Genomic DNA, 25,835 nt, shown 5'->3' with positions numbered 1-25,835 from the left:
GGACCGATCAGCGGGTGACCACCGGGATACAGGCGGTTTTGCCTGCCATCAAAGCTGAACAGAAACGGCGCGCATCGGCAAGGTCTTTAAATCCCATGGCGCGCAGACGATAAAAGGTCTTGCCACCGGATTGCGCCTTTTGGATCACGCGGGTCTTGCCGGGAAGGTAATCGTCAAACCGGGTCGAAAGCTTGTCCCATTCGCTGCGCGCAATCTCTGCGCTTTCAAAGGCGCCAAGCTGGACAAGCCGCGTGCCGGCCGGGATCGCCTCGGGGGTGATCTCCTTGGGCGCGCTGTCCACCGGGCTTTGCAGGCTTGCCTTGACCGGGCTGACCGTGCGCAGATCCGACGGGCGGATCAGCGGGCGGGCGGATGTCGACACGCCTGGCACGGAGGCCGGAATAACCTTCACGGTTTTGGGGGCAACCTGCGGCAGGCTGACCGGGCTTTGCGCCGCCACCCGGGTCACATCTGCGCCAGACGGGGCAGTTTGCGACAGGGGCTTGATGTTCTGGCTGACCTGGCTGGCAATGGCCAGCGCGGCGGCCACCGGGTCAGAGGGTAGATTGCTCATATCCACGCTCGGGGCGTCAGGAACAGAATGCGCTGCAACTTCAATAGGTTCGAGAATCGGATCCGTATCTGAGATCTGGGTCTCGACCTGCGCGGCGAGATTGGCAGACCCTGCCGGGAGGTCCTCGTCATCCAGCTTCTCCGGCGCAGGGGCAAGCGCCACCTGGTCAGACGGGGCACTGGCCTCGCCCTCTGCCTGAACCGAATTCACCGCCAGGCCCTGGTGGGCTGCGGATTGGCCACCCGGTTCAACCGGCTGTATCCGCATCGGACCTTCCAGCGCGCGCACCACCGGAATGCCGGTCACGTCGCGCATGGCCAACTGGTATCCCCAAACCGCCAGCCCAACAATCAATCCAAGAGAAACCGCCGCCCCGGCATAATTGACCGCCGCCCCGAAGCGTCCACCGCCATTCAGGACAGGCGCAGCGGGGTCTGGCATGTGAGATGTGTGGGCATAGGCAGGCGGGGCACCGAATTCATCCTGCCCCTGCGCACCCCCATAATGGAGATGCGGATCCAGCGCAGACACATGATGCGACTGCCCAGCGGCAGACCAATGTTGATGCCCCTGTTGCTGCTGCCCCTGCACCGGGGCCGATCCCGCGTTGGAATAGCCGCCCTGCCCTGCCGGTCCGGGTGTCTGCTGGGGATATATGGGGGCACGGGTGTTGCCCCAATCGATCGTCGCCATACCTGCCTCACATCCGGGGGGACACGATTAGGCAGACCTGCTGCCCGCATCCTCTCTCCGGTCTCTGCTCGTTGCCTCGAAAGGGGCGTTTGCGCCCCCATTTCCGGCACGAGCTGAGCTTGTGATCAGCGCATTTCCTCGGCCGGATTGACGCCAAGAATACCAAGGCCTGCGGAAATGACAAGTTTCACGGCACGCGGCAGGGCGATTTTCGCAGCAGATGAGTCATTCTTGCCATCCTGCACGAAACGCAGCTCTGATTTTTCGTTGCCGCGATTGTAAAGCGACTGAAATTCTGCTGCGAGTTCATAGAGATAGAAGGCAACCCGATGCGGCTCATGGGTGCGTGCGGCGATCTCGACCAGGCGTGGCCATTCGGCAAGCTTCTTGGCCACCGCCAGCTCTGCCTCATCTTCGATCAGCGGTGCGGCGCCCAGGGAAACACCGGCCTCTTCCGCCTTTTTCAGAACCGAACAGATCCGCGCATGGGCATATTGCACATACCAAACCGGGTTGTCCCGGCTGGCCTCTTTCACCTTGTCAAAGTCGAAATCCAGCGGGGCATCGTTCTTGCGGGTCAGCATGACAAAACGGGTCACATCCGAGCCCACCTCGCTCACCACATCGCGCAGCGTGACAAAATTGCCCGCACGTTTCGACATTTTGAACGGCTCGCCGTTTTTATAAAGCTTCACCAGCTGGGTCAGCTTGATATCAAGCGGCACCTTGCCATCCGACAATGCGGACACCGCCGCTTTCATCCGTTTGACATAACCGCCATGGTCCGCTCCGAACACGTCGATCAGCTGGTCATAGCCGCGGTCGACCTTGTCAAAGTGATAGGCGATATCGGGCGCAAAATAGGTCCATGCGCCGTCCGACTTCTTCACCGGACGATCCACATCATCGCCATGTTCGGTCGATTTAAAGAGGGTCTGCTCACGCGGCTCCCAATCTTCGGGTTTCTTGCCTTTCGGCGGCTCCAGAACCCCCTGATAAATCAAGCCTTTGCTTTCGAGGCTGGCAAGGGCCGCCTCAATCCGCCCGGTGCCATATAGCGACTTTTCTGAGAAGAACTTGTCCATTTTGACGCCAAGCTGCGCCAGATCCTCCCGGATCAGGTCCAGCATGGCAGCCGTGGCAAACTCGCGGATTTCCACCAGCCAGACGTCTTCCGGCTGATCCAGATAGGCATCCCCGACCTTGGCCTTCAGCGCCTCTCCCACCGGCACAAGATAATCGCCCGGATAAGTGCCGTCCTCAAACGCCACTTCCTGCCCATGGGCTTCGAGGTAACGCAGATAAACAGACCGCGCCAGCACATCAACCTGCGCGCCACCATCGTTGATGTAATATTCGCGCGTGACGTCATAGCCCGCATATTCCAGAAGGCTTGCCAGGGCATCCCCAAAAACCGCGCCACGTGTGTGTCCCACATGAAGTGGCCCGGTCGGGTTGGCGGACACATATTCGACGTTGATTTTCTGATCCGCCCCCATGGCGGACCGACCATAGCCCTCGCTTGCCAAAATGCCCGAGACCAGCCCGGACCAGATCGACGCCGACAGGCGCAGGTTCAAAAAGCCGGGGCCGGCCACTTCCGCCACATCAATCCGATCATCCGCCCCCAGCTTGGCAGCCAGCACATCGGCAATATCACGCGGCTTCATCCGGGCGGGCTTGGCCAGCACCATCGCCGCATTGGTCGCCATGTCCCCATGGGCCGGATCGCGCGGAGGTTCCACCGCCACATTGTCAAAGCTCAGCCCCTCGGGCAGCACGCCTTCGGCCACCATCTCGGTCAGGCTGTTGATCACAAGCGCGCGAATTTCAGCAAACAGGTTCATGTCACGGATCCTTTCTCGTCCAGCGCACCTCTATCAGCATGGGGCCAAAGGTCAAGAGAGCCTCCCCCTCACGCGCGCCCTCTTTTTTCTTTGCTACAAATACCTCGGGGTGAGCGAGCTTGTCTCGCGAGGGGCAGCGCCCCTATTCCCCCAGCCCCAGACGCCTGTGTTCCTGAAGCGCAAACCGGTCCGTCATCCCGGCAATGTAATCGGCCACATGACGTGCAATCGCCCGCTCGCTCGCCCCTGCAAGGGCCTCCTGCCACTCAGCCGGCAGATCCGAAGGCTGCGCAAACATATGGGCAAACAGCTCTTCCAGCACCTGCGTGACCCGCCGGCGCATCTCGACCACCGAAGGGGCACGATACATGCGGGTGAACAGGAATTCCCGGATGTCTTTCAGGTCCTGCCACAAACCGGGTGAAAAGCGGATCACCGCGTGATCCAGCGCACGCAGATCCTCGACGCAGGTGGGGTTTGCCGCTTGCAGCAGCCGGGTTGAGGTCGCAAGCACGTCTTCAACCATGACACCAAAGACGCGCCGCAGCGCTTCATGGCGCCGCCGCCCGCCGCGAAGGCCGGGATATTTGCGGTCCACCTCGCGGATCATGTCCCCCACGATGGGCAGGCCCGCAATCTCCTCCATCGTGAACAACCCCGCCTGCAACCCGTCATGCAGGTCGTGATTGTTATAGGCAATATCATCAGCCAGCGCCGCCACCTGCGCCTCGCCCCCCGCATGGGTGTGCAGCTCCAGATCATGGCGCGCATTATACTCCGCCAGCGCAAAAGGCAGCCCGCCGGTGACCGGGCCATTGTGCTTGGCTATGCCCTCAAGCGTTTCCCAGGTCAGGTTCAGCCCGTCCCAATTGGCATAGTGATGTTCCAGAGAGGTCACGATCTTGAGCGCCTGCGCATTGTGGTCAAACCCGCCATAGGGCGCCATCAGCTCGTCCAGCCGATCCTCTCCGGTATGCCCAAAGGGCGTATGGCCAAGATCATGGGCCAGCGCCACCGCTTCGGTCAGATGCTGGTTGAGCCTGAGCGCCCCGGCAATGGTGCGCGCCACCTGCGCCACTTCAATCGAATGGGTCAGCCGGGTGCGAAAATAATCCCCCTCATGTTCGACAAAGACCTGCGTCTTATGCTTGAGCCTGCGAAAGGCCGAAGAGTGAATGATCCGGTCCCGGTCCCGCTGATACGGCTCCCGAAAGGCACTTTCGCTTTCCTCAAACAGCCGCCCTCGGCTGCGTTCGGGATGCGTTGCATATGTGGCGAGCATCCGGGTGCTCCTTCTCTGCCTGTCAATCTGCCCATCAAACGACCTGCCAAACGACCTGTCAAAACGCACTCAATTGCAAATAGTTACATAGGTCAACACATAGCCATCTTGCCGCGCGTGGCCCCCACACCTATATTTGCTCTGCGCTGAACAAAATCGTTTCACGTCAAATCTGGGTCACAGTTTTGGCGTGGGGCATCTGCTACGACAAACATCACCCGCGCTGCCCCCGTGTTTCGGCACAGGAAAGGCGTTCTGAGAAATGGTTACCCCGATGGATCTCACCCTGCCCCCCACCGTGACCCAACGTGCTTTTGACCGGCTGGCCGAAATTGGCGCGGCCGATCAGGGCAAGGCCCTGCGGGTGGCCGTGGAAGGGGGCGGCTGCTCCGGGTTTCAATATGACATTTCCCTCGATGACCCCGCCGAGGGCGACCTGATCCTCGAAAAAGACGGCGAAAAGGTTGTGGTGGACGAAATGTCTCTGCCCTTTCTCGCCAATGCCGAGATCGACTTCACCGAAGAACTGATCGGGGCGCGGTTTGTGATCAACAACCCCAATGCCACCGCCTCCTGCGGCTGCGGCACCTCGTTTTCGATCTGACCCAGCGCAGAAACCGGCCCGTTTTCCGCACCACCTTGGCCCAGCCCCTCAACGGCAGGATGGCCGCGCGTGATGCCAGCCTCGCGGCCCTGAGTTGCACACTTTCCTCCTGCTGATGAAACGGGTATGCAGCGCCATGATTTACGACACGATCATCATCGGCGCGGGGGCTGCTGGCCTGTTTTGCGCCACGCGAACCGGCGGGCGCACGCTGGTGATTGATCACGCCAAACGCCCGGGCGAGAAAATCCGCATTTCCGGCGGCGGGCGATGCAATTTCACCAACATGTATTGCGAGCCGGGAAATTTTCTCGGGCAGAACAAGCATTTTCACAAATCCGCCCTCAGCCGTTTTGGCCCCTGGGACTTCGTGGCCAAGCTCGACCAGGCCGGGATAAACTGGCATGAGAAAACGCTTGGGCAGCTATTTTGCGACGACAAGGCAACGCAGATCGTGGAGCTTCTCGTCTCCGAGGCCAAAGCCGCGGGCGCGGAAATCCGCCTGAATTGCAGCGTTCAGTCCATTGCCCATGACGGACAGACATTTGTCCTCACCACCCCTCACGGCCCGGTGCAGGCGCGCGCACTTGTGCTGGCCACCGGCGGCAAGTCGATCCCGAAGATGGGGGCAACCGGGTTTGCCTATGACATCGCCCGCCAGTTCGGGCATGAGATCACCGAAACCCGCCCCGGCCTTGTGCCTTTCACCTTTCCCGAAGGGCGCTTTGCCCCGCTGTCCGGCCTGTCCCTGCCGGTGCGGGTCTGGAACGCCCGCGCACAGTTTGAAGAGGCGCTTTTGTTCACCCATCGCGGCCTGTCCGGTCCGGCGATCCTGCAGATCTCGTCCTACTGGCGCGAAGGGGAAAGCGTCACGATTGACCTGACCGCAGGGATTTCGGACGGGCGCGACCTGTTGACGGCCCTGCGCGATCAGCGTCAGCGCGCCGGGCGGCGCAATCTGACCACGGAGCTGGGACAGTTTCTGCCTGCAAAACTTGTCGATTTCCTCGCGCCCGAGCTGGGCCTGTCCGGCAATCTGGCTGATCAGAGCGACACCCGCCTGCGCGAAATCTGCGACGCCCTTGCCAACTGGACCGTGACCCCGTCCGGAACCGAAGGCTATCGCACCGCCGAAGTGACGCTTGGCGGGGTGGCAACCTCGGGCCTCGACAGCAAGACAATGATGTCAAAACACCAGGACGGGCTTTATTTCATCGGCGAATGCGTCGATGTGACCGGCTGGCTTGGCGGGTTCAACTTCCAATGGGCCTGGGCATCCGCCCATGCGGCAGGCGCGGCAATTGCGGCCCGCAATGCAGGCTGATCAGCCATTTCCGGCCCGCCGCCGCCGGCCCCCGTTAATCGCTTGTGCCGCCGCAGATTTCCCCCCACAGTATGCGCAGAAAAACGGAGAGCGCCCATGAAGATTGCCAGTTTCAACATCGCCGGGATCAAGGCCCGCATGCCCGCTCTTACCGCGTGGCTGGAAGAAGCGGCCCCGGATGTTGCAATCTTGCAGGAAGTCAAATCCGTGGATGAGAACTTTCCGCGCGAACAGTTTGAAAACATGGGATATAATGTCGCCACCCATGGGCAGAAAAGCTTCAACGGCGTGGCGATCTTGTCGAAATACCCGCTTGAGGACGTGATGACCGGCCTGCCCGGGGACGACAGCGATGAACAGGCGCGGTATATCGAAGCCACCGTGGTGAACGAATGCGCAATTCGCATCTGCGGGCTTTACCTGCCCAATGGAAACCCGGTCTCGTTTGATGCCGATGATCAGCCAATCCATGACGGCAAATATGGCTATAAGCTCAACTGGATGGCCCGATTGCAAAACCGTGCAGAAGAGCTGATGGCCGCGGAAGAACCGTTCCTGATGGCGGGGGATTACAACATCATTCCGCAGCCCGAAGACGCCGCCCGCCCCGAGGCCTGGACCCGCGATGCGCTGGCGCTGCCTGATAGCCGAACCGCCTTTCGCAAGCTCCTGAACCTCGGCCTTACCGAAGCCTTCCGCACCCGCAATCCCGCCCCTGAGCAATACACGTTCTGGGATTTCCAACGCGGGGCGTGGCAGCGCAATGACGGGATCCGTATCGACCATTTCCTGCTGTCTCCTGAATGCGCCGACATGCTGCGTGACTGCCAGATCGACAAAGAGGTGCGCGGGCGTGAAAAGCCATCGGATCACGTGCCGATCTGGATTGAGCTTGCGGCTTAACCCCAGGACATAAAAATCAGGGCACAACAATCTGATATGGCACGAAAAATCATCATAGACACCGATCCCGGACAGGACGATGCGGTGGCCATCCTGCTGGCGCTGGCCAGCCCGGAAGAGGTGGAGGTTCTGGGCATCACAACGGTCGCCGGCAACGTGCCGCTCAGCTATACGCAGCGCAATGCACGGATCATCTGCGAGCTTGCCGGCAAGCCGGAAACAAAGGTCTTTGCCGGCTGTGATCGCCCGCTGGAACGCGATCTGGTCACGGCGGAATATGTGCATGGGAAAACCGGGCTGGACGGGCCGGAGCTCTGGGATCCGGTCATGCCACTTCAGGACGGCCACGCGGTGGATTTCATCATCGACACCCTACGCTCGCAAGCCCCGGGCACGGTCACGCTCTGCCCGCTGGGGCCGCTGACCAACATCGCCACCGCCTTTGCCCGCGCCCCGGACATCATCAACCGGGTTGCGGAGATCGTCCTGATGGGAGGCGCTTATTTCGAGGTAGGAAATGTGACCCCCGCAGCCGAGTTCAACATCTATGTCGACCCGCAGGCCGCTGATATCGTGTTCAAATCCGGGGTTCCGATTGTGGTGATGCCACTGGATGTGACCCATAAGGCGCTGGTCACCAAACCGCGCAATGACGCGTTTCGCGCTTTGAACACAAAGGTGGGCCGCTTCACCGCCGAGATGACCGATTTTTTTGAACGGTTCGACCGCGAGAAATACGGGTCTGAAGGTGCCCCGCTGCATGACCCCACGGTGATCGCCTACCTGCTCCGGCCCGCGCTGTTTTCCGGCCGCCATGTGAATGTCGAGATCGAGACCCGATCCGAGCTTACATTGGGCATGACGGTCGCCGATTGGTGGGGCGTGACGGACCGCCGCCCCAATGCGCTGTTCATCGGCGATCTGGACGCGGACGGATTTTTTGACCTGCTGACAGAAAGGTTGGCCCGACTATGAGCGCATTACGCCTTGCCACGCTGGAGGATCTGGATCGGTTGACCCATCTGGTCGCCGGGTTTCACGCCGAAAGCGGTATCGAACAGGACGAGGCCACCCGTCACGATGCCCTTGTGCCGCTCCTGCAAGGCTCCCCCCATGGCGCAATCTGGATGATTGGCCCCCGCTCGGCCCCGGTGGGGTATATCGCGGTCAGCTTTGGCTGGTCGATCGAATTCGGTGGGCTCGACGCCTTTGTCGATGAGTTTTACGTGCGGGAGCGGGTGCGCGGGCGTGGCATGGGCTCCGAGGCGATGATGGCGCTGGCCCGAGCGCTGGCCGGACAGGGGATCAAGGCAATGAACCTCGAAGTGGATACGGACAACCAGCGTGCCCGCACCCTTTACGAACGGATCGGGTTCTCGTCGCGGGATCGTTACCACCTGATGGCGCGCATCTTGTAAACTGACCCCATGAGTGTGACCTTCGACAACAGCTATGCCCGGCTGCCCGCCCGTTTCTTTGCCCGTGTTGATCCAACACCGGTCAAGGCCCCTGCCCCGTTGATCGTAAACGAAAAGCTGGCCCATGTGCTGGGATTTGATCCGGCAGAGCTGACACCGGAGCTGTTGACCGGCAATCATCTGCTTGCGGGGATGGAGCCGATATCGCAGGCCTATGCGGGCCATCAGTTTGGCGGCTGGGTGCCGCAGCTTGGGGATGGGCGTGCCGCGCTGCTGGGGGAAATCACCGGGGCATTTGGCCGTGTGGATATCCAGTTGAAAGGGTCAGGCCAGACACCGTTTTCACGGCGTGGTGACGGGCGGGCCTGGCTTGGGCCGGTGATGCGGGAATATCTGGTATCCGAAGCCATGCATGCGATGCAGATCCCAACCACCCGCGCATTGGGGGCCGCACTGACCGGTGAGGTTGTGCAACGGGAAAGAGGTTATCCCGGTGCGGTTCTGATGCGGGTGGCGGCAAGCCATATCCGGGTTGGCACGTTTCAGTATTTCACCGCAAGGGGCGACACGGAGGCGCTTGGGCTGCTTCTGGATCATGTGATCCAGCGCCATTATCCCGATATTGACGGTCCGGTGGCCTTTCTGGGCGCGGTGATGCAGCGGCAGGCAGAGCTTGTGGCGGCATGGATGGCGGTGGGGTTCATCCACGGGGTGATGAACACGGATAATATGGCCGTTTCCGGCGAGACAATTGATTATGGCCCCTGCGCCTTCATGGACGCCTATCATCCGCGCACGGTGTTTTCCTCGATCGACCAGAACGGTCGTTATGCCTATGCGGCCCAGCCGGACATGGCGCTTTGGAACCTCGCACAGCTTGGCACGGCCCTGTTGCCGCTGATGCCAGATCAGGAGGCGGGTATCGAAGAGATGGGCGCCCTGCTTGACGGGTTCGGCACGGTTTTTCAGGCGGCGTGGCTGCGACGGTTTCGCGCCAAGATCGGTTTGCTGCGCGAAGAAGACGGGGACATGGCGCTGATCACCGGGCTTTTGAGCCGGATGGCAACCAGTCAGTCGGATTTCACCCGGACATTTACGGCCCTCAGCCACGGGGATGCACGTGACGAGGTCACAGACGAGGGCGCATGGGAGAGCTGGGCACCGGACTGGCAGGCCCGGCTGGCGCGAGAGCAGGACCCACATGGGGTCATGGCAACGGCCAACCCGGTGATCATCCCCAGAAACCACCAGATCGAAGCCGCCATTCAGGCGGGCCTCTCTGGTGATCATGCGCCGTTTCATCGCCTTGCAGAGGCCTTTACCCGACCTTACGCTCCGCACAAGGAGGACATGGACCTGACGCTGGGTCCACGATCCGAAGAACGGGTGATGCGCACCTTCTGCGGAACATGACCCTGGGATGAGAGGGGCGCTGCCCCTCGCGAGGCAAGCTCGCTCACCCCGGAGTTAATGAGCCAAGAAGAAAGGGGGGCAGCGTGGAGCTGTCATTGCTGACATACAATATTCGCAAGGCTATCGGGCTGGATCGGCGGCGCGATCCCCATCGGGTGATGGAAGTGATCTGTCAGGCGGATGCGGATGTGGTGGTGTTGCAGGAAGCCGACCGCAGGCTGGGGCCCCGCCGGGCGGCACTGCCGTTTCAGATCATTGCGGAAGAAAGTGATTACCAGGTGGCGCCTTTGGCAGCAAATTCCGTATCCCTCGGCAGTCACGGCAATGCGGTTCTGGTGCGGCGCGGGTTTGAGATTGGTCCCTGCCAGCGCCTTCCCCTGCCCGGGCTGGAGCCACGGGGGGCGGTCTCGGTTGAGGTTCACGGGCTTCGGGTGATTGGCACCCATCTGGGGTTGATGCGCCGCTATCGCCATCAGCAGATGCGGCGTCTGGCGGGGGAACTGAGCCATGAGACAAAGCCCACGGTGATCCTGGGGGATTTCAATGAATGGTCCGCACATCGTGGGTTCGAGCCACTGGACCGGTGTTTTGACATCCATGATTTCGGCAAAAGTTTCCATGCGGCGCGCCCGATGGCGGCGCTGGATCGGCTGGTGATCAGCCCGGGGGTCGAGATCCTTGAGGGGCATGTGGTGCAGACGCCGCTTTCGCGGGTGGCATCGGATCATCTGCCGGTCTGGGCACGGGTGGCGCTCAGTGCCGGTTGATCAGGATGATCCTGGTCACCACGAGGGCAAGCGCCCCGAACGCGGCAGGGCCAGCGGTTTCGCCCAGCCACGCCCCCCCCATGGCGACGCCGAAAATGGGGGGAAGGAAGGCCAAGGAGGCAACCGAAGACACCTTGTCGTGTTTCAGAAGCCAGAACAGGAACAGGCCGGAGGTGATGCCTCTGTAAAGCGTTTCAACAAACAGGGTCGCCAGCAGGAGAACCGGTGCCAACGCCCCGACCTGCCAGAAGATCTGCATGTCTGGTGAAGCTGTTCTCAAAGCGGTGAGACGCGCGCAGAGCGGCACACCCATCCAGCCACAGGACCTTGCGTCGCACACAGCGTCAAGAGGTTTGTGTCACCGCATCCCCATGATAAGAGGAGGCAAATCACCCCTTCTCTTTCAGGCCCGGAGCCAAAACATGACTTTTCTGCAAATTGCGTCCCTGCTGATCGTTCTGGCAGGGCTTTTTGGAGCAATCAATTACCTTTTCCTGAAACTGCCCTCTGCCATCGGCATTCTGGTTGTGTCTCTTGCCGCGTCGCTTGCGGTGATGGGGCTTGACCTTCTGCTGCCGGGGCTGGGCATGGCGGACCAGGTGCGCAGCACTGTCACCGGCATTGATTTTTCAGATGCGCTTTTGGAAGGCATGCTGGGGTTGTTGCTGTTTGCCGGAGCATTGCATGTCAAGATTTCCGATCTGAGGCAGCAATGGCGGGTTGTGATCTTGATGGCGACCATCGGTGTGGCACTGTCCACCACCATTGTCGGTGTGGGTTTCAGCTGGCTGACCGGGATGCCGCTTTTGATCGCGCTGGTGTTTGGCGCGCTTGTCTCGCCCACCGATCCGGTCGCGGTTCTGGGGGTCTTGCGCGAAGCCAACCTGCAGAAGTCACTGGAAACCAAGATCGCCGGCGAGAGCCTGTTCAATGACGGGGTTGGCTATGTGGTCTTTCTGGTGCTGGTCGGGCTGGCCTTTCCATCGGGTGACGCCCATCACGAGCCGGGCTTTCAGGCGGCGCTTCTGCTGTTTACACAAGAGGCGTTGGGCGGTGCTGTGCTGGGAGTGATGTTAGGTTGGCTGACCTTTCGACTGATGCGCCATATCGACGATTATTCATTGGAAGTGCTGTTGACGCTGGGCCTGGCCTTTGGCGGATATGAGCTGGCGGTGGCCCTGCATGTCTCTGCCCCGATCATGGCGGTCTGTGCGGGCCTTTTGATTGGCGATGTGGGCGCGAAACACGGCATGAGCGAAGAGACGCGGAAATATGTCGATGCGTTCTGGAAGCTGATTGATGAGATCCTGAATGCAGTCCTGTTCCTGATGATCGGGTTTGAGGTCTTTGCCGTGGCCTTCACCGGGGACGCGGTCATGGCGGGCATCTTTGCGATTGCGCTGGCGTTGTTTGCGCGGTTTGCCGCAGTGGCGGTGCCGGTGATGCTGCTCAAACCCTTCCGCAACTTCTCGGCCGGGGTGATCCCGATCATGACCTGGGGCGGGCTCAAGGGCGGGATCTCGGTTGCGCTGGCGCTATCACTTCCCGAAAATGAGTGGAAACCCTTGATCCTCACCGCGACCTATATCATCGTCATCTTCTCGATTATCATTCAGGGGCTGACCGTGGCGCCCCTTGCCACGAAACTGGGCCGCGAACCGGAGCTGATGTAATGCGCTATTTTGTCTATGACGTCTTTACCGACACGCCCTTTGGCGGCAATCAGCTGGCCATCGTGCCGGAGGCCGGGGACCTGTCCGAGGCGCAGATGCAGACCATCGCGCGCGAGTTCAACTTCTCGGAAACCGCCTTTGTCCTGCCGCCCGAGGATCCGGCCCACACGGCGCGGGTGCGGTATTTCACCCCGATGCGGGAGCTGCCCTTTGCCGGACATCCAACCGTGGGCACGGCGGTGATGCTGTCTGATCTGGGCGGGGCAAATGACATGGTGCTGGAACTGGGTGTCGGGCCGCTGATCTGTCAGGCCAAAGAGGGCGCAGCGTCGTTTCGCACCGAGCACCCGCTGGAGATCAAAGCCCACCCGACAGCCGATCTGGTCTGCCGGGCCATTGGATGCGAGATCGGCAACCTGCGCAGCGAACCGGTTCTGGCCTCGCTCGGGGGGGATTTTGTCTATGTCCAGCTCGACAATCGGGACACGCTGTCAAAGCTCTGCCCCAATATGGACGCCATGCGCGAGGGCGCGGCACTTTACCCCGGCAATCACGACTTTGCGGTTTACCCCTTTGTGATGGACGGTAAAGACGCACATGCGCGCATGTTTGCCCATCTCGACGGCATCCCGGAAGATCCGGCAACAGGATCGGCGGCCGCCCCGCTTGCATCCCTCATGTGCCAGAGCCTTGGGCGCGATATTGCCCTGACCGTGCATCAGGGCACGGATATGGGGCGCCCCTCGCGGATTGAACTTCTGGCCGATGCCAACGGGGTCACGGTTGCGGGACAGGCTGTGAAGGTGATGGAGGGCACGCTGCTGCTCTGAGCCGCCCACCCTCCGGCCTTTGCCCCATTCCCGGTTTCCCCACCCGTCGTTTCGCGTCATAAAAGGTGAAAGGATTCGTGAGGTTGATCAGATCATGCCCAACAAGAGCATTCTTGCCCGCTGCGAGGAAAAGGGCCTGCGTATGACCGAACAGCGTCGGGTGATTGCCCGTGTGCTGCAGCAGGCCCATCACGACCACCCGGATGTGGAGGAGCTTTATGCCCGCGCGTCCGAAATCGACGCCGGGATCTCTCTTGCCACCGTTTATCGCACGGTCAAACTGTTCGAAGAGGCCGGTATTCTGGTCAAGAACGAATTTGGCGACGGCCGCGCACGGTATGAAAGTGCGGATCGCGATCACCATGATCACCTGATTGATCTGACCACTGGAAAGGTGATCGAATTCGTGGATCCCGAGATCGAGGCGCTGCAGGAAAAGATCGCCAAGAAACTGGGCTATAAGCTCAAGGATCACAGGCTGGAACTGTACGGCGTGCCGATCGACAAGGCTTGAGCCTGATCTGGTCAGGCTGGGGGCCAGCCCCCAGACCCCCGGGATATTTCTGACCAGAAAATAACGGGGGGCCTGTTGCAGGGACCCTGCGGCGCGGGGCGGTGATGCCGTGGCCCCTGCTTGTCCCGCATTCATCAGAAAATCAAATGTGATCCATCACGTTTCCCGGGCTTGTTTTGGATCCAATTTTCCGGTTTTGTCTGCCGGTAACATCGCGGGTCCTGAACATGCAAAATATACGCGGCATCATCCTTGTCACCCTGTCCATGGCCGCTTTTGCGGTCGAGGATGCGTTCATCAAGTCAAGCTCTGCCGGTCTGCCGGTTTCCGAGGTGCTGGTGTTTCTGGGCTTTGGCGGGGCATTTGCCTTTGCGGTGATCACCTATCTGAGCCGGGGCACGCTGGCACCGCTGGTGCATCGGGACATGCGATCACCGATGATGCTGTGGCGCGCAGCCTCTGAGGGAGTGTCGGCAATGTTTTTCATCACCGCCCTGTCGCTGGTGCCGATTTCCACCGTGGCCGCCGTGTTTCAGGCCACACCTCTGGCCATCACCGCAGGGGCGGCGCTGTTTCTGGGGGAAACGGTGGGCTGGCGGCGCTGGACGGCCATCGGCATCGGTTTTCTGGGGGTTCTGATGATCATCCGCCCTGGTGCGGAAGATTTCGACGTGGCGGCCCTTTTTCCCATCGCCGCCGTCTTTGGCATTGCCCTGCGCGACCTGATCACCCGGCAGATCGACCCGTCGATCCCCTCAACTTCGGTCAGTTTCTACGGTTTCTTTGCGCTGATCCCGGCCGGGTTGCTGATGATCCCGGTCACGGAGCCGTTTGTCCTGCCTCAGGGGATCCAATGGGGGTTTCTGGCCGGGGCAATGGTCTTTGGCGTGGGGGGGTATTATGCCATCGTCCTGGCGATGCGGATTGCGGAAACCTCGATCATCATGCCGTTTCGGTATTCGCGTTTGATCTTTTCGATCATTTTGGGGGTGATCATCTTTGGCGAGCGCCCCGACACGCTGACCTATCTGGGTGCGATGGTGGTCATTGGCAGCGGGATTTACATGTTTCTGCGCGAAGCTCGCGCTAACAGTCGCGCCGCCCGGTTGCCCGACGCTGCCTGACGGGTTAAAGACGCCCCAACTGAAGTTTTCTTCTTTTTGGGAGCGCCAATATGAGCACCATCGTCGATATTTTTGCCCGCGAGATTCTGGATAGCCGCGGCAACCCGACCGTAGAGGTCGATGTTTTGCTGGAAGACGGCACGCTTGGCCGTGCCGCGGTGCCTTCGGGGGCCTCGACCGGTGCCCATGAGGCGGTTGAGAAACGCGATGGCGACAAGGCGCGTTACCTGGGCAAAGGCGTTCTGGCCGCTGTGGAATCGGTAAACGGTGAGATTGCCGAGGCGCTGATCGGGTTTGACGCCACCGAACAGGAAGCCATTGACGCGGCCATGATCGAGCTGGACGGCACCTCCAACAAGGGCCGTTTGGGGGCAAACGCCATTCTGGGCGTGTCGCTGGCCGTGGCCAAAGCGGCAGCCGACGCCTCTGCCCTGCCGCTGTACCGCTATGTTGGCGGTGCGGCCGCCCGCGTTCTGCCGGTTCCGATGATGAACATCATCAATGGCGGTGAGCATGCGGACAACCCGATCGACATCCAGGAATTCATGATCATGCCGGTTTCGGCCACGAATATCCGCGAAGCCGTGCGCATGGGGGCCGAGGTTTTCCACACGCTGAAAAAAGAGCTGCAGGCTGCGGGGCTGTCCACCGGGATCGGTGACGAAGGTGGCTTTGCGCCCAATATCGCCTCGACCCGCGACGCGCTGGATTTCGTGATGAAATCGATCGAAAAAGCAGGCTACAAGCCGGGCGAAGACATCTACCTCGCCCTCGATTGCGCCGCGACCGAGTATTACAAAGGCGGCAAATACGTGCTGTCGGGCGAAGGCAAAGAGCTGAGCTCGGAAGAAAACGCCCAGTATCTCAAGGCGCTGTGCGACGACTACCCGATCATCTCGATCGAAGATGGCATGTCGGAAGATGACTGGGACGGCTGGGTCGCCCTGACCGAGCTTCTGGGCGACAAGGTGCAGCTGGTGGGCGACGACCTGTTTGTGACCAACCCGGCCCGCCTGTCCGACGGGATCAGCCGCAAGGCCGCCAATTCGATGCTGGTGAAAGTCAACCAGATCGGGTCACTGTCCGAGACGCTGAAAGCCGTCGATATGGCCCATCGCGCAGGTTACACCAACGTGATGTCGCACCGCTCGGGCGAAACCGAAGACGCCACCATTGCCGACCTCGCCGTGGCCACCAATTGCGGTCAGATCAAAACCGGGTCGCTGGCGCGCTCGGACCGGCTTGCCAAATACAACCAGCTGATCCGCATCGAGGAACAGCTGGGCGCGACCGCCGAATATGCCGGGCGCAGCATTCTGAAATAAGCCATCCGGATTTCACATAGATCCACCCGGCGGCCCGAAATGGGGTCTGGCGGATCTGGTGATTTCCAGCATCAGAGCAAACATATCCGGGCCGCCCGCTGCAAAGACGCAGGGGCGGCCCGGTTTCTTTGAGCTCGGGGGCCCTTCCGCTCACATGCCGGGGCCATTCGACGCCCCCCCAACCACCCGATCACCCCGCTTCAGCCCTGCGATCTCCCTCCCTCAGGTGCCGGGTTCACATTCCAATCACGCTCGGTTGAGCCCGCTTGCGCTGCGTCACCGCTCTCGTAAACTCGGCCCTATGAGTTTTGTGACCACCCATCAATTGCATCTGCTCCTGGCACTGTTCGTGATCGGCGCAATAGGCACCGCACTATTGTTTCGCAAGCCGCCCGGACATCGCGCCTGGAAACTGGCGGATCTGGTGTGGGTTGTGCTCGGGGGCGTCGGCGCCTTGGTGGCCATCATCGCCGGGCTTTACACCTCTGACAGTTCCCGCCTTGATCGGCAGATTGACCTGGCCTATGCCGCCAGCGCCGATTTCGACCGCGACGCCGCCCGGTTTCGCCTGCGCTTTTGTGACCCGGCCATGGATGAAAACGTGCGTGTTCTTTGTGACAAGGTCGAGTTCCTCTCCGCCTCTACCGCCGCCAATTCCGACCTGCCCCTCTTTATCGCCGTGACCGAGGAAGTGGCCCCCCTCACCGGGCTCAGTTTCCTGACCCTTGGCCGCAGTCACCCCGACAGCAATGATATGCGTGATATGGTGAACAAGGTAGATGCCTTTGATATTTCAAGGTTTCTTGTATTTTCCTCCCTTGACCCAACCACACGCGCAGCCATGGCATCCCTGCGCCCGCTTGCCCCGGCCATTGCCGGGGATTTTCAGATCCTTGCCCAAAGCTACGACCGGCTGATTGAACAGGTCGGGCAGTTGCAGCAGGAATGGGAATATCTGCAAAGCAACGCCCATATACTGATCCTGCAGATCCTGGCCCTCTGCCTGGTCAGCTTTGCCGCACCGTTTCGTCTGGGCAAATCCATCGTTGAATTGCGCAGCAGCATGAACACGCCATAATGCGTTCCGGCGCTCACCTGAGACAGGGAAACATCGAAACGTCGCAAGAGATCTCAATGCTTTGGGCGTTTCGGGAAAACATGTATTTCAAGTTTATCCCGAAACGCTTTAGGCAGGACAAAACCCTGCCCCCAACGAATGAGAGCGCAGATGACCGCTGATGAAATCATCCAACACCTGAACCTGGCCCCCCATCCGGAAGGGGGATATTTCCGCGAAACCTGGCGTGACACCCGGTCAGATGGGCGGGCCCATGGCACCTGCATCTACTTTTTGCTGAAAGAGGGAGAGAGCAGCCACTGGCACAAAGTCGATGCCACCGAGATCTGGCTCTACCACGCCGGCGCGCCCCTGGTGCTGTCCCAGTCTGAAACCGACGATGGCCCGGCCAAAGACAATCTGCTTGGCCCAGACCTCTCCGCCGGACAGGCACCGCAGATCATCGTGCCGGCCCATCACTGGCAAGCCGCCCGCACCACGGGCGCTTACAGTCTGGTCTCCTGCACCGTGTCACCGGGGTTTGACTTCAAAGGCTTCACCCTCGCGGCACCCGGCTTTGACATCCCGCGCCGCTGACACAGGCCTTCTGCGCAGCCCGCCACCACAAACCACCCGCCCCGGTTTTTTCTTGTTCAAAGTATCCCGGGGTGAGGCCGCCAGGCCGAGGGGCAGCGCCCCTCTCCCCGGCTTGTCCTACTCGTCCAGCAAAACCGCACTGACCGGCGCTAGAGACACAGATTTCGCACGAGACCCGAGGCTCCATTCGATCAGCGCCTGAAGCGTCTCCGGTCGGGCACGGCCCAGCACAATCACGCCGTCCTGCTGACGCGCCTTGAAGGCAGCATTGTCAAGGAAACGGCGAATGGCGCGCCCGTCCTGACCGGCCCCGTCCACATCCCGAAAAACCAGCCCGGAGGGCACACCCGCCTTCAGCGCAATCCGATGCCCGGTCGACAATCCCACCGGGCTGCTGACCGCACCAAACCCACCTGCCAGCAGGATCTCGGACACCTGATTTGCAAGCTCCGTATTGTCCTGAAACCCGCTTTGCTCAGGCAGCAGGACAGCAACCCCTTGTTCCATCACATCTTTCTGGATCTGAAAATTCACTTCGGCATCCGTCGGCGTGGCCGCTTCGGGCAGGCTGGCCTCGATCACGATCTCAGCGCCTTTGGCGCGGTAATAGGCAATGGCCTCTTCCGCATCTGCTGCGGTCGCGTCAATCACGATGCTTATCGGGAAAGGCAGGGAAGACAGCTCTCCCAGGGCCTGCCGCTCCGCCCCCTGATCGCGCAGGATGATCGCCATGATCGGGTCATCCCCCATGCGGTCAAAAGGAATGGCATTTCGCTCAATCGCCAATGGGGATTGGGCGCGGGCCGCGTCTGCCTCCGAGATCACATCAGGGGCTTCCTGCGGCGCCTCTCCCGCGGCGATGGTGGGCAGACGATCCGTTGTGACATTCGGGGCAAGATCGCCAATCGGAGAGGACGGGTTATCGCTGAGCGCAATGCGTGCCGGGCCGTCACTGGCGGATGGATCCTCGGAAAGATCGGCCTCCTCCGCCTGCCCGTCTGTCATGGGGGCATCCTCTGGATCGGGCTGCACCTCATCGGCAGGCGCCTCCGCCGGGGCAGGCGCGTTGCTGTCCCCGTCAGGCAGGCTCTCAGGCGGGTCGGTTTCAAGGGCAGGTGTTTGCACCGGCAGCCCGCCCGCCCCGGCGATCGGAGTATCTGCAACCACATCAGGCGCCGTATCCTCTTTCGGAGAAACCGGTCCCGGAGCGGTTTCGACCCCGGCAGGTGGCGCGTCTACTACGGGGGCCGCATCTTCGACCTGTGCTGCCGGACCGGTTGGCACTGCAATCGGGGCTCCGTCCAGCACCATCCCTTCAGGCGGTTTCGGCACCTCACTCGCACCATCGGAAAGGGGGGCCTCATCCCCTTTCGATGCCATTTCCGGGGCCGGTTCGGACACGGGACGCTCCCCGTCCGACAGGTCAGGAGAAACCGGCGCGTCGGGGGCAGCTTCGGACAAGTCAGGGGCCGCGGGCTGATCGGTGGAAGTATCGGTGTTCTGGTCTGCCACCTCACCCGTTGCCGTGGCAGCGGGATCATCACCGGCCGGTGTGGACGGATCGGGGGCAATCTCTGGCGCTGCAACCGGGGCTTCGGTCTTGGTTGAGGTCCCAACCGGAGCATCCGCCATCGGCATGACAAGCGACAGTCCCGCAAGACCCAATCCCGACACGATGGCCCCCATGGCCACCCCCGACAGAAACCCTCGTGACATGCCTGTCCTCCTCGGAGCTTTACGCCCGCTCACTCTTGCTGCATTCCGGGCCCAAAATCTGTATCTGCCCGGCTGTTACCTCATAGAACCCACCTGCCCCCCTTGACCAGAGGCGCAGGTCTGGAACATGTATAGCCGGACTGGACCCGCGCGTAACCCCTGTTGCGCCGCCAATTGCTGAAAGGCCATCTCATGATCCTGCTGATCGACAATTATGACAGCTTTACCTACAACCTTGTCCATTATCTGGGCGAATTGGGGGCCGAGGTCGAGGTCTGGCGCAATGACGCGTTGACGGTTGACGAGGCGCTGGCGAAACAGCCGCAGGGGATCTTGCTTTCACCTGGTCCCTGCGACCCGGATCAGGCCGGGATCTGCCTTGATCTGACCCGAGCCGCGGCAAAATCAGGTGTGCCGCTTCTTGGTGTCTGTCTTGGGCATCAGACCATTGGCCAGGCCTTTGGCGGACAGGTGGTGCGCGCAGGCGAGATCGTTCACGGCAAAATGGGCACGATGCACCATGCCGGTCAGGGCGTGTTTGAAGGCCTGCCCAGCCCGCTTGAGGCCACGCGCTATCATTCTCTGATCGTTGACCGTGACAGCCTGCCGGACTGTCTTGAGGTCACGGCCTGGCTGGAAGATGGCATGATCATGGGGCTGCGCCACAGGGAGCTGCCGATTGAGGGCGTGCAATTCCATCCCGAAAGCATCCGTTCGGAACATGGTCACGCGATGCTGGCGAATTTCCTGAAATCGGCCGGAGTAAACGTGCAGGCCATCAACAAGGGGGACGCCGCATGAGCGAGCTGATCAAACCGCTGATCGGAGCTGCCGCCGACCGCCCCCTGACCCGCGACGAGGCCGAGCAGGCGTTTGAGATCCTGTTTCAGGGCGAAGCGACGCCCAGCCAGATCGGCGGGTTGCTGATGGCCCTGCGCACCCGCGGTGAAACGGTTGAGGAATATGCCGCCGCCGCCGCGGTGATGCGCGCGAAATGCAACAAAGTTGCGGCGCCCGAGGGGGCGATGGACATCGTTGGCACCGGCGGCGATGGCAAAGGCACGCTGAACATCTCGACCGCCACCGCCTTCGTGGTGGCCGGCGCAGGCGTGACCGTGGCCAAACACGGCAACCGCAACCTGTCGTCGAAATCCGGCGCAGCGGATGCCCTGTCGGAAATGGGTGTGAACGTGATGGTCGGGCCCGATGTGGTCGAAGCGGCCCTAACCGAGGCGGGCATTGCCTTCATGATGGCGCCAATGCACCACCCGGCGATTGCCCATGTGATGCCGACCCGTGCCGAGCTGGGCACAAGGACGATTTTCAACATTCTCGGTCCGCTGACCAACCCGGCGGGGGTGAAACGCCAGCTGACCGGTGCCTTTTCGCGGGATCTGATCCGTCCGATGGCAGAGACCCTCGGCCTGCTGGGCAGCGAAAAGGCGTGGCTGGTACATGGGTCTGACGGCACGGATGAACTGTCGATTGCCGGTGTGAGCTGGGTCGCTGCGCTGGACAATGGCGCGGTGCGTGAATTTGAACTGCACCCCGAAGAGGCCGGCCTGCCGGTGCATCCGTTTGAGGCGATCATGGGCGGCGAACCGACCGAAAACGCCAAAGCGTTCCGCGCGCTGCTGAACGGCGAGAAATCCGCCTATCGCGATGCGGTTTTGCTGAATGCGGCGGCAGCATTGGTGGTGGCTGACAAGGTGGGCGACCTGAAAGACGGCGCCGCGTTGGCAGCCGAGAGCCTCGACAGCGGCGAAGCCTTGAGACGGATCGAAACCCTGGCCCGCGTGACCTCAGCAGGGTGATCATCCGCCATCTGACGAGCCCGGGCGGCGATCCGCCCGGGTGTAAAAACCAAAAAACTAGTTTTCTAGTTTTCTAGTTTTCTAGTTTTCTAGTTTTCTAGTTTTCTAGTTTTCTAGTTTTCTAGTTTTCTAGTTTTCTAGTTTTCTAGTTTTCTAGTTTTCTTCGAAATGTGCGCCCGAGCGCGCCTGTCAAGGTCTCCACCTATGCCCCACCTCCCCGCAGCCTGGTCCGACCTTCCCTTTTTCACCGATACCTGGCCCAAAATTGACGCTGCAATCAAATCGGACCCGCGCGAGATCCTTCCGCCAGCGCCCCGCCGCTTTGCCGCCCTTGAGGCGGCGCAGCCCGAAGATGTGCGCGTTGTGATCCTGGGTCAGGATCCCTACCCCACGCCGGGCCATGCCAACGGGTTGGCCTTTTCCGTGGAACCGGATGTGTCCCCCCTGCCCCGCTCCTTGAAAAACATCTATGCCGAGCTGGAAACCGATCTGGGCATCTCGCGCCCCAATGGCGACCTTTCGGATTGGGCAAATCAAGGCGTCTTGCTTCTGAACACCGCGCTTTCGGTGCCGGCAGGACAGGCCAACGCGCATCAGAAACTGGGTTGGGACCGGCTGGTGCATCAAGTGCTGGGGCGCGTCTCCCGTCGGCCCACTGCCTTTATCCTGTGGGGAAACAATGCCCAAAAGCTCGCCCGGCACATTCAGCCCGGTGATCACCTGATCGTGCAAACCGCCCATCCTTCCCCGCTTTCGGCCAGACGTGGATTTTTCGGCTCTCGCCCGTTTTCTTCCGTCAACAATTGGCTTACAGATCAGGGCCAGCCCCCAATAGCATGGTGAAGACATGACCCTGACCGTTCTCGACAAGATCAAAGCCTATAAGCTGGAACATGTGGCCGAATGCAAAGCCCGCCACCCGCTGTCCGAGGTAGAGGCCGCCGCACGAAACGCCTCTGCGACCCGTGGCTTTGCCAAGGCTCTTTTTGACGCGTCGAAAACTGGTTATGGCCTGATTGCGGAAGTGAAAAAAGCCAGCCCATCCAAAGGTCTGATCCGCGAAGATTTCAACCCGCCAGAATTGGCCCGCGCCTATGAGGCCGGGGGGGCCACCTGCCTTTCCGTGCTGACCGACGGTCCGTCTTTTCAGGGCGCGGATGAGTTTCTCGTCGCGGCCCGCTCCGCCGTGTCCCTGCCCGCGCTTCGCAAGGATTTCATGTATGACACCTATCAGGTGGCCGAGGCCCGCGCGCTGGGGGCCGATTGCATCCTGATCATCATGGCCTCCGTGTCGGACGCACAGGCCGCCGAACTCGAAGACGCTGCATTCGGCTGGGGCATGGATGTGCTGATCGAAGTGCATGACGAGGCCGAGCTGGAGCGCGCCGTGGCGCTGAAATCCCCCCTGCTTGGCGTGAACAACCGGAACCTCAAAACCTTTGAAACCACGCTGGACACCACCCGCCGCCTGTCAAAGCTGGCCCCGGCTGACCGCCATCTGGTCTGTGAAAGCGGGCTCTTCACCCCGCAGGATCTGGCCGATATGGCAGAATATGGCGCGCGCAGCTTCCTGATCGGTGAAAGCCTGATGCGCCAGGATGACGTCGAGGCCGCCACCCGCACCCTTCTTGCCAACCCTGTTCCTGCCTGAGGTAGCCCCATGACCACATCACCGCTCACTCATTTCGATGCCGACGGACAGGCCCATATGGTGGATGTGTCCGACAAAGCCGTGACCGACCGCATGGCGCTTGCCGAAGGGTTCGTGAAAATGACGCCGGAAACACTGGCGCTAATCACCGATGGCACCGCCAAGAAAGGCGACGTGCTCGGCGTGGCGCGGCTTGCCGGCATCATGGGCTGCAAACAAACCTCTGCCCTTATTCCACTGTGCCACCCGCTGCCAATCACCAAGGTCGCGCTGGAGCTGGAACCTGTGCCGGACCTGCCCGGCGTGCGCATTACCGCAACCGTGAAAACAGGCGGTCAGACCGGTGTGGAAATGGAGGCGCTGACCGCAGTGTCCGTGGCGGCACTGACTGTTTACGATATGCTGAAAGCCGCCGAGAAAGGCATGGAAATCAAAGACATCCGCCTGCTGCGCAAAGAAGGCGGCAAATCGGGTGTCTATGAAAGATGAGCAAGGGGCGGTCTCTCGAACTCTTTTTTGTTGATGGTCGCCCCGATGGGATGCTGACCGCAGAAGTATTTGACTGGACCGGTCATGTATTGCGCCTGCCCCGCACCCAGCTCGTGGATGGTCTGAAACGGCCTGAGGCGCAGCAGACCGGGGTTTACATCCTGATCGGACAGGATGAAAACGGACCACTTGCCTATATCGGCGAGACCGAGAATATGGCCGATCGGCTTAGATCGCACGCCCAGAGCCGCGACTGGTGGGACGACGCCATCCTGATCACCGCCGCCCGCGATGCGCTTCACAAGGCACATGTGAAATTCCTCGAAGCCCGGTTGATCCAACTGGCCAAAGAGGCCGGCCAAATCCGCCTGGAAAACGGCAATCAGCCCGGCGGGGCGAGCCTGAACGAAGCCCATACTGCCAATATGAAGAGCTTTCTGGACACCCTGCATATGGTGCTACCCGCCATTCGTGTGGAGTTCTTTCAAAGCGGGCGACGCTCACATTATGCAGAACAAATGCCCGCAGCGTCGCCAGCCTCTCCCACTTTCGTTTTTTCCTTACCTAGAAGAAGCATTCAGGCGCATGCTCGCCTTGAAGGTGCGAACATGCGGATCCTCAAAGGATCGCAGGCCAGCCTGACATGGTCAAACGCACAGCACAACCTTGGGGATACGCTTCCTTGCACCAATCCCTTTTCGAGACTGGCATCCTTCGGCAACTTGGTGAACTTGCCGAATTTACCGAAGACTACGCCTTTGCCAGCCCCTCGGCAGCAGCCGCGATCGTTTCCGGGAGGGCTGCCAACGGACGCACATCATGGAAACTCCCCGATGGCCGCACCTATGCCCAATGGGAAGAAGAACAACTCAACGAGGCCCCCTCATGATCCCCGTCACCGAAGCCCTGAACAATCTGTTTTCTCTGGTAAATCCGCTCGATACCGAAGAGGTGCCTTTGACCGAGGCCGCGGGTCGTGTGCTAGCACATCCCGTGACCGCCACCCGTCAGCAGCCCCCCTTTGCGGCCTCTGCCATGGATGGCTATGCGGTAAACGGCGTGGAAGCAGACCCCGAGGCAATGTTCCGGGTGATCGGAGAAAGCGCCGCCGGGCACGGGTTTGATGGCAGGCTTGGCGCAGGCCAATGCGTGCGCATCTTTACCGGCGCCCCGATGCCCGAAGGGGCAAATCGCGTTATTATTCAAGAAGATGTGACCCGCAAAGGGGATCTGATCACCCTGGGGCGCAAACTGGATAAAGGGCCTCATGTGCGCCCCGAGGGGGCTGATTTCGCGGTTGGGGATCAGGTCGAGGCACCTTTGGTGCTGACCCCGGCCCATCTGGCACTGATTGCGGCCATGAACACCCCGAAGGTGCAGGTGTATCGCAAACCTGTTGTGGCCCTGATGGCCACCGGGGATGAGCTGGTCATGCCCGGAGAAGATCCCGGCCCGGACCAGATCATTTCCTCAAACACCTTTGGCCTCAAAGCCCTGATCGAAGAAAACGGCGGGGAAGCCCGTATGCTGCCCATCGCGCGCGACAATCACGACAGTCTGCGCATGGCATTTGAACTCTGCGCGGGGGCAGATCTGATTGTAACCATCGGCGGGGCCTCGGTCGGCGATCATGATCTGGTGGGTGAGGTGACCGAAGAGCTCGGGATGGCACGCAGTTTTTACAAGGTGGCAATGCGACCGGGCAAACCGTTGATGGCGGGCAAGCTCGGCGACACACCGGTGATTGGCCTGCCAGGCAATCCGGTCTCGGCCATGGTCTGTGGGCATGTGTTCCTGGTGCCAGCCCTGCGCGCGATGCAGGGGTTGGGCAAGGCGGCGACGCCGCGTTACACCGCCCGCTTGGGTGCGGATATTTCCGCCAATGGCCCACGGGAACATTATATGCGCGCGGTGGTGGAAAATGGTGAAATTACAGCGTGCAACCAACAAGATAGCGCCCTTCTATCGGTTCTTGCGGGCGCCAATGCCCTGTTGATCCGTCCGGTCAGCGATCCAGCTCAGCCCGCCGGGACGCTTGTGGAATATCTTGCTATTTGACGGGCAGGCACGGTTTGTTAAAGCGTTCCGCCAAAAACCTGTATCACCGGTGATTGGCGGAACGCGCGAAACGCTCGTTTGTCGCGCCTGCGCCCCACCTTGTCCCTGTCTCAGGTAAAAGGCGGGACGCTTTAACCACTCCTTTACCTCAAGTTGACACAA

27 protein-coding genes are annotated in these 25,835 nt (G+C 60.9%); 21 read left to right on the top strand and 6 right to left on the bottom strand.

The genetic code is table 11. The features are described 5' to 3' along the window. Positions 1–7: 7 nt before the first annotated feature. The 3 genes from XMD517_RS01465 to XMD517_RS01455 form a co-directional block, all read right to left on the bottom strand. Positions 8–1,267, bottom strand: a complete 1,260-nt coding sequence (locus tag XMD517_RS01465) for an SPOR domain-containing protein (protein ID WP_173487340.1) — start codon at positions 1,265–1,267, stop codon at positions 8–10. 125 nt (positions 1,268–1,392) lie between these two features. Beyond that, a complete protein-coding gene (gene argS, locus XMD517_RS01460) occupies positions 1,393–3,114 on the bottom strand; it encodes an arginine--tRNA ligase (RefSeq protein WP_173487341.1) in 1,722 nt (573 codons plus the stop codon). Between the two features lie 142 nt (positions 3,115–3,256). Continuing rightward, complete coding sequence (locus tag XMD517_RS01455; protein WP_173487342.1) at positions 3,257–4,396, bottom strand: deoxyguanosinetriphosphate triphosphohydrolase; 1,140 nt, start codon at positions 4,394–4,396, stop codon at positions 3,257–3,259. Between the two features lie 274 nt (positions 4,397–4,670). Here XMD517_RS01455 and XMD517_RS01450 point away from each other — a divergent pair, with 274 nt between their 5' ends. The 7 genes from XMD517_RS01450 (at position 4,671) to XMD517_RS01420 (ending at position 10,825) form a co-directional block, all read left to right on the top strand. Then, positions 4,671–5,000: an iron-sulfur cluster assembly accessory protein gene (locus XMD517_RS01450; RefSeq protein WP_055190424.1), complete on the top strand. Its 330-nt coding sequence runs from the start codon at positions 4,671–4,673 to the stop codon at positions 4,998–5,000. Between the two features lie 136 nt (positions 5,001–5,136). Continuing rightward, the gene (locus XMD517_RS01445; RefSeq protein WP_173487392.1) at positions 5,137–6,324 is read left to right on the top strand and encodes an NAD(P)/FAD-dependent oxidoreductase; all 1,188 of its coding nucleotides are present in this window, start codon (positions 5,137–5,139) and stop codon (positions 6,322–6,324) included. Between the two features lie 96 nt (positions 6,325–6,420). After that, positions 6,421–7,227 (top strand): exodeoxyribonuclease III, encoded by an 807-nt coding sequence (gene xth / locus XMD517_RS01440; RefSeq protein WP_055189201.1) that lies wholly within the window; start codon positions 6,421–6,423, stop codon positions 7,225–7,227. 36 nt (positions 7,228–7,263) lie between these two features. After that, positions 7,264–8,202, top strand: a complete 939-nt coding sequence (locus XMD517_RS01435; protein WP_173487343.1) for a nucleoside hydrolase — start codon at positions 7,264–7,266, stop codon at positions 8,200–8,202. Continuing rightward, positions 8,199–8,645 carry a GNAT family N-acetyltransferase gene (locus XMD517_RS01430; RefSeq protein WP_173487344.1) on the top strand — a complete coding sequence of 149 codons (447 nt, stop codon included), beginning with the start codon at positions 8,199–8,201 and terminating at the stop codon, positions 8,643–8,645. Before XMD517_RS01435 ends, XMD517_RS01430 begins: the two co-directional genes overlap by 4 nt. A gap of 9 nt (positions 8,646–8,654) precedes the next feature. Next, positions 8,655–10,058, top strand: a complete 1,404-nt coding sequence (locus tag XMD517_RS01425) for a YdiU family protein (RefSeq protein WP_173487345.1) — start codon at positions 8,655–8,657, stop codon at positions 10,056–10,058. Between the two features lie 83 nt (positions 10,059–10,141). Then, a complete protein-coding gene (locus XMD517_RS01420) occupies positions 10,142–10,825 on the top strand; it encodes an endonuclease/exonuclease/phosphatase family protein (RefSeq protein ID WP_368493363.1) in 684 nt (227 codons plus the stop codon). On the opposite strand, the gene XMD517_RS01415 is transcribed toward XMD517_RS01420, so the two are convergent. Beyond that, positions 10,812–11,084 carry a hypothetical protein gene (locus XMD517_RS01415; protein WP_173487346.1) on the bottom strand — a complete coding sequence of 91 codons (273 nt, stop codon included), beginning with the start codon at positions 11,082–11,084 and terminating at the stop codon, positions 10,812–10,814. The two genes, XMD517_RS01420 and XMD517_RS01415, sit on opposite strands and share 14 nt — an antisense overlap. 163 nt (positions 11,085–11,247) lie before the next feature. Between XMD517_RS01415 and XMD517_RS01410 the strand changes: the two genes are divergently transcribed. The 7 genes from XMD517_RS01410 (at position 11,248) to XMD517_RS01380 (ending at position 17,945) form a co-directional block, all read left to right on the top strand. Further along, positions 11,248–12,498, top strand: a complete 1,251-nt coding sequence (locus tag XMD517_RS01410; protein WP_173487347.1) for a sodium:proton antiporter — start codon at positions 11,248–11,250, stop codon at positions 12,496–12,498. Beyond that, complete coding sequence (locus tag XMD517_RS01405; RefSeq protein WP_173488077.1) at positions 12,498–13,328, top strand: PhzF family phenazine biosynthesis protein; 831 nt, start codon at positions 12,498–12,500, stop codon at positions 13,326–13,328. Before XMD517_RS01410 ends, XMD517_RS01405 begins: the two co-directional genes overlap by 1 nt. Positions 13,329–13,422: 94 nt before the next feature. Next, positions 13,423–13,842 (top strand): Fur family transcriptional regulator, encoded by a 420-nt coding sequence (locus tag XMD517_RS01400; RefSeq protein ID WP_055189215.1) that lies wholly within the window; start codon positions 13,423–13,425, stop codon positions 13,840–13,842. Between the two features lie 227 nt (positions 13,843–14,069). Further along, complete coding sequence (locus tag XMD517_RS01395; RefSeq protein WP_173487349.1) at positions 14,070–14,966, top strand: DMT family transporter; 897 nt, start codon at positions 14,070–14,072, stop codon at positions 14,964–14,966. A gap of 50 nt (positions 14,967–15,016) precedes the next feature. Next, positions 15,017–16,291 (top strand): phosphopyruvate hydratase, encoded by a 1,275-nt coding sequence (gene eno / locus XMD517_RS01390; protein WP_173487350.1) that lies wholly within the window; start codon positions 15,017–15,019, stop codon positions 16,289–16,291. A gap of 301 nt (positions 16,292–16,592) precedes the next feature. Beyond that, on the top strand, positions 16,593–17,369 hold the full coding sequence (locus tag XMD517_RS01385) for a hypothetical protein (protein WP_173487351.1): 777 nt from the start codon (positions 16,593–16,595) through the stop codon (positions 17,367–17,369). A gap of 150 nt (positions 17,370–17,519) precedes the next feature. Then, positions 17,520–17,945: a cupin domain-containing protein gene (locus XMD517_RS01380; RefSeq protein ID WP_173487352.1), complete on the top strand. Its 426-nt coding sequence runs from the start codon at positions 17,520–17,522 to the stop codon at positions 17,943–17,945. Positions 17,946–18,062: 117 nt separating this feature from the next. Here the strand turns inward: XMD517_RS01380 and XMD517_RS01375 are convergent, their stop codons facing one another. Further along, a complete protein-coding gene (locus XMD517_RS01375) occupies positions 18,063–19,661 on the bottom strand; it encodes a divergent polysaccharide deacetylase family protein (RefSeq protein WP_173487353.1) in 1,599 nt (532 codons plus the stop codon). A gap of 192 nt (positions 19,662–19,853) precedes the next feature. Here XMD517_RS01375 and XMD517_RS01370 point away from each other — a divergent pair, with 192 nt between their 5' ends. From XMD517_RS01370 to moaC, 5 genes are all read left to right on the top strand, one after another. Continuing rightward, complete coding sequence (locus tag XMD517_RS01370; protein WP_173487354.1) at positions 19,854–20,462, top strand: aminodeoxychorismate/anthranilate synthase component II; 609 nt, start codon at positions 19,854–19,856, stop codon at positions 20,460–20,462. Then, positions 20,459–21,475, top strand: coding sequence for an anthranilate phosphoribosyltransferase (trpD, locus tag XMD517_RS01365; protein WP_173487355.1), 1,017 nt, complete (start codon positions 20,459–20,461; stop codon positions 21,473–21,475). Before XMD517_RS01370 ends, trpD begins: the two co-directional genes overlap by 4 nt. 204 nt (positions 21,476–21,679) lie before the next feature. Beyond that, on the top strand, positions 21,680–22,318 hold the full coding sequence (locus XMD517_RS01360) for a uracil-DNA glycosylase (RefSeq protein WP_173487356.1): 639 nt from the start codon (positions 21,680–21,682) through the stop codon (positions 22,316–22,318). A 4-nt stretch (positions 22,319–22,322) separates the two neighbouring features. Then, positions 22,323–23,126: an indole-3-glycerol phosphate synthase TrpC gene (gene trpC / locus XMD517_RS01355; RefSeq protein ID WP_173487357.1), complete on the top strand. Its 804-nt coding sequence runs from the start codon at positions 22,323–22,325 to the stop codon at positions 23,124–23,126. Positions 23,127–23,135: 9 nt separating this feature from the next. After that, a complete protein-coding gene (gene moaC / locus XMD517_RS01350; protein WP_173487358.1) occupies positions 23,136–23,615 on the top strand; it encodes a cyclic pyranopterin monophosphate synthase MoaC in 480 nt (159 codons plus the stop codon). On the opposite strand, the gene XMD517_RS01345 is transcribed toward moaC, so the two are convergent. Beyond that, complete coding sequence (locus XMD517_RS01345; protein WP_173488078.1) at positions 23,603–24,067, bottom strand: hypothetical protein; 465 nt, start codon at positions 24,065–24,067, stop codon at positions 23,603–23,605. The two genes, moaC and XMD517_RS01345, sit on opposite strands and share 13 nt — an antisense overlap. A 191-nt stretch (positions 24,068–24,258) precedes the next feature. Between XMD517_RS01345 and XMD517_RS01340 the strand changes: the two genes are divergently transcribed. Then, a complete protein-coding gene (locus XMD517_RS01340) occupies positions 24,259–24,504 on the top strand; it encodes a DUF4357 domain-containing protein (protein ID WP_173488079.1) in 246 nt (81 codons plus the stop codon). After that, complete coding sequence (glp, locus tag XMD517_RS01335; RefSeq protein ID WP_173487360.1) at positions 24,501–25,673, top strand: gephyrin-like molybdotransferase Glp; 1,173 nt, start codon at positions 24,501–24,503, stop codon at positions 25,671–25,673. The genes XMD517_RS01340 and glp overlap by 4 nt, the downstream gene beginning before the upstream one ends. Positions 25,674–25,835 lie beyond the last annotated feature (162 nt).

This window comes from Aliiroseovarius sp. xm-d-517 (assembly GCF_013283135.1).
In the GTDB taxonomy this organism is placed as follows: domain Bacteria; phylum Pseudomonadota; class Alphaproteobacteria; order Rhodobacterales; family Rhodobacteraceae; genus Aliiroseovarius; species Aliiroseovarius crassostreae.
This window is presented reverse-complemented; position numbering and strand designations above follow the sequence as displayed.

Bases quoted from the DNA above. Each gene is read 5' to 3' on its own strand.
- XMD517_RS01395 (WP_173487349.1), top strand. From the start codon at position 14,070: ATGCAAAATATACGCGGCATCATCCTTGTCACCCTGTCCATGGCCGCT.
- XMD517_RS01430 (WP_173487344.1), top strand. From the start codon at position 8,199: ATGAGCGCATTACGCCTTGCCACGCTGGAGGATCTGGATCGGTTGACC.
- XMD517_RS01405 (WP_173488077.1), top strand. From the start codon at position 12,498: ATGCGCTATTTTGTCTATGACGTCTTTACCGACACGCCCTTTGGCGGC.
- XMD517_RS01385 (WP_173487351.1), top strand. From the start codon at position 16,593: ATGAGTTTTGTGACCACCCATCAATTGCATCTGCTCCTGGCACTGTTC.
- XMD517_RS01425 (WP_173487345.1), top strand. From the start codon at position 8,655: ATGAGTGTGACCTTCGACAACAGCTATGCCCGGCTGCCCGCCCGTTTC.
- XMD517_RS01465 (WP_173487340.1), bottom strand. From the start codon at position 1,267: ATGGCGACGATCGATTGGGGCAACACCCGTGCCCCCATATATCCCCAG.
- XMD517_RS01375 (WP_173487353.1), bottom strand. From the start codon at position 19,661: ATGTCACGAGGGTTTCTGTCGGGGGTGGCCATGGGGGCCATCGTGTCG.
- XMD517_RS01380 (WP_173487352.1), top strand. From the start codon at position 17,520: ATGACCGCTGATGAAATCATCCAACACCTGAACCTGGCCCCCCATCCG.
- glp (WP_173487360.1), top strand. From the start codon at position 24,501: ATGATCCCCGTCACCGAAGCCCTGAACAATCTGTTTTCTCTGGTAAAT.
- XMD517_RS01445 (WP_173487392.1), top strand. From the start codon at position 5,137: ATGATTTACGACACGATCATCATCGGCGCGGGGGCTGCTGGCCTGTTT.
- XMD517_RS01400 (WP_055189215.1), top strand. From the start codon at position 13,423: ATGCCCAACAAGAGCATTCTTGCCCGCTGCGAGGAAAAGGGCCTGCGT.
- eno (WP_173487350.1), top strand. From the start codon at position 15,017: ATGAGCACCATCGTCGATATTTTTGCCCGCGAGATTCTGGATAGCCGC.
- trpD (WP_173487355.1), top strand. From the start codon at position 20,459: ATGAGCGAGCTGATCAAACCGCTGATCGGAGCTGCCGCCGACCGCCCC.
- XMD517_RS01415 (WP_173487346.1), bottom strand. From the start codon at position 11,084: ATGCAGATCTTCTGGCAGGTCGGGGCGTTGGCACCGGTTCTCCTGCTG.
- XMD517_RS01410 (WP_173487347.1), top strand. From the start codon at position 11,248: ATGACTTTTCTGCAAATTGCGTCCCTGCTGATCGTTCTGGCAGGGCTT.
- XMD517_RS01435 (WP_173487343.1), top strand. From the start codon at position 7,264: ATGGCACGAAAAATCATCATAGACACCGATCCCGGACAGGACGATGCG.
- XMD517_RS01455 (WP_173487342.1), bottom strand. From the start codon at position 4,396: ATGCTCGCCACATATGCAACGCATCCCGAACGCAGCCGAGGGCGGCTG.
- XMD517_RS01345 (WP_173488078.1), bottom strand. From the start codon at position 24,067: ATGCAGGGTGTCCAGAAAGCTCTTCATATTGGCAGTATGGGCTTCGTT.
- moaC (WP_173487358.1), top strand. From the start codon at position 23,136: ATGACCACATCACCGCTCACTCATTTCGATGCCGACGGACAGGCCCAT.
- xth (WP_055189201.1), top strand. From the start codon at position 6,421: ATGAAGATTGCCAGTTTCAACATCGCCGGGATCAAGGCCCGCATGCCC.
- trpC (WP_173487357.1), top strand. From the start codon at position 22,323: ATGACCCTGACCGTTCTCGACAAGATCAAAGCCTATAAGCTGGAACAT.
- argS (WP_173487341.1), bottom strand. From the start codon at position 3,114: ATGAACCTGTTTGCTGAAATTCGCGCGCTTGTGATCAACAGCCTGACC.
- XMD517_RS01340 (WP_173488079.1), top strand. From the start codon at position 24,259: ATGGTCAAACGCACAGCACAACCTTGGGGATACGCTTCCTTGCACCAA.
- XMD517_RS01450 (WP_055190424.1), top strand. From the start codon at position 4,671: ATGGATCTCACCCTGCCCCCCACCGTGACCCAACGTGCTTTTGACCGG.
- XMD517_RS01370 (WP_173487354.1), top strand. From the start codon at position 19,854: ATGATCCTGCTGATCGACAATTATGACAGCTTTACCTACAACCTTGTC.
- XMD517_RS01360 (WP_173487356.1), top strand. From the start codon at position 21,680: ATGCCCCACCTCCCCGCAGCCTGGTCCGACCTTCCCTTTTTCACCGAT.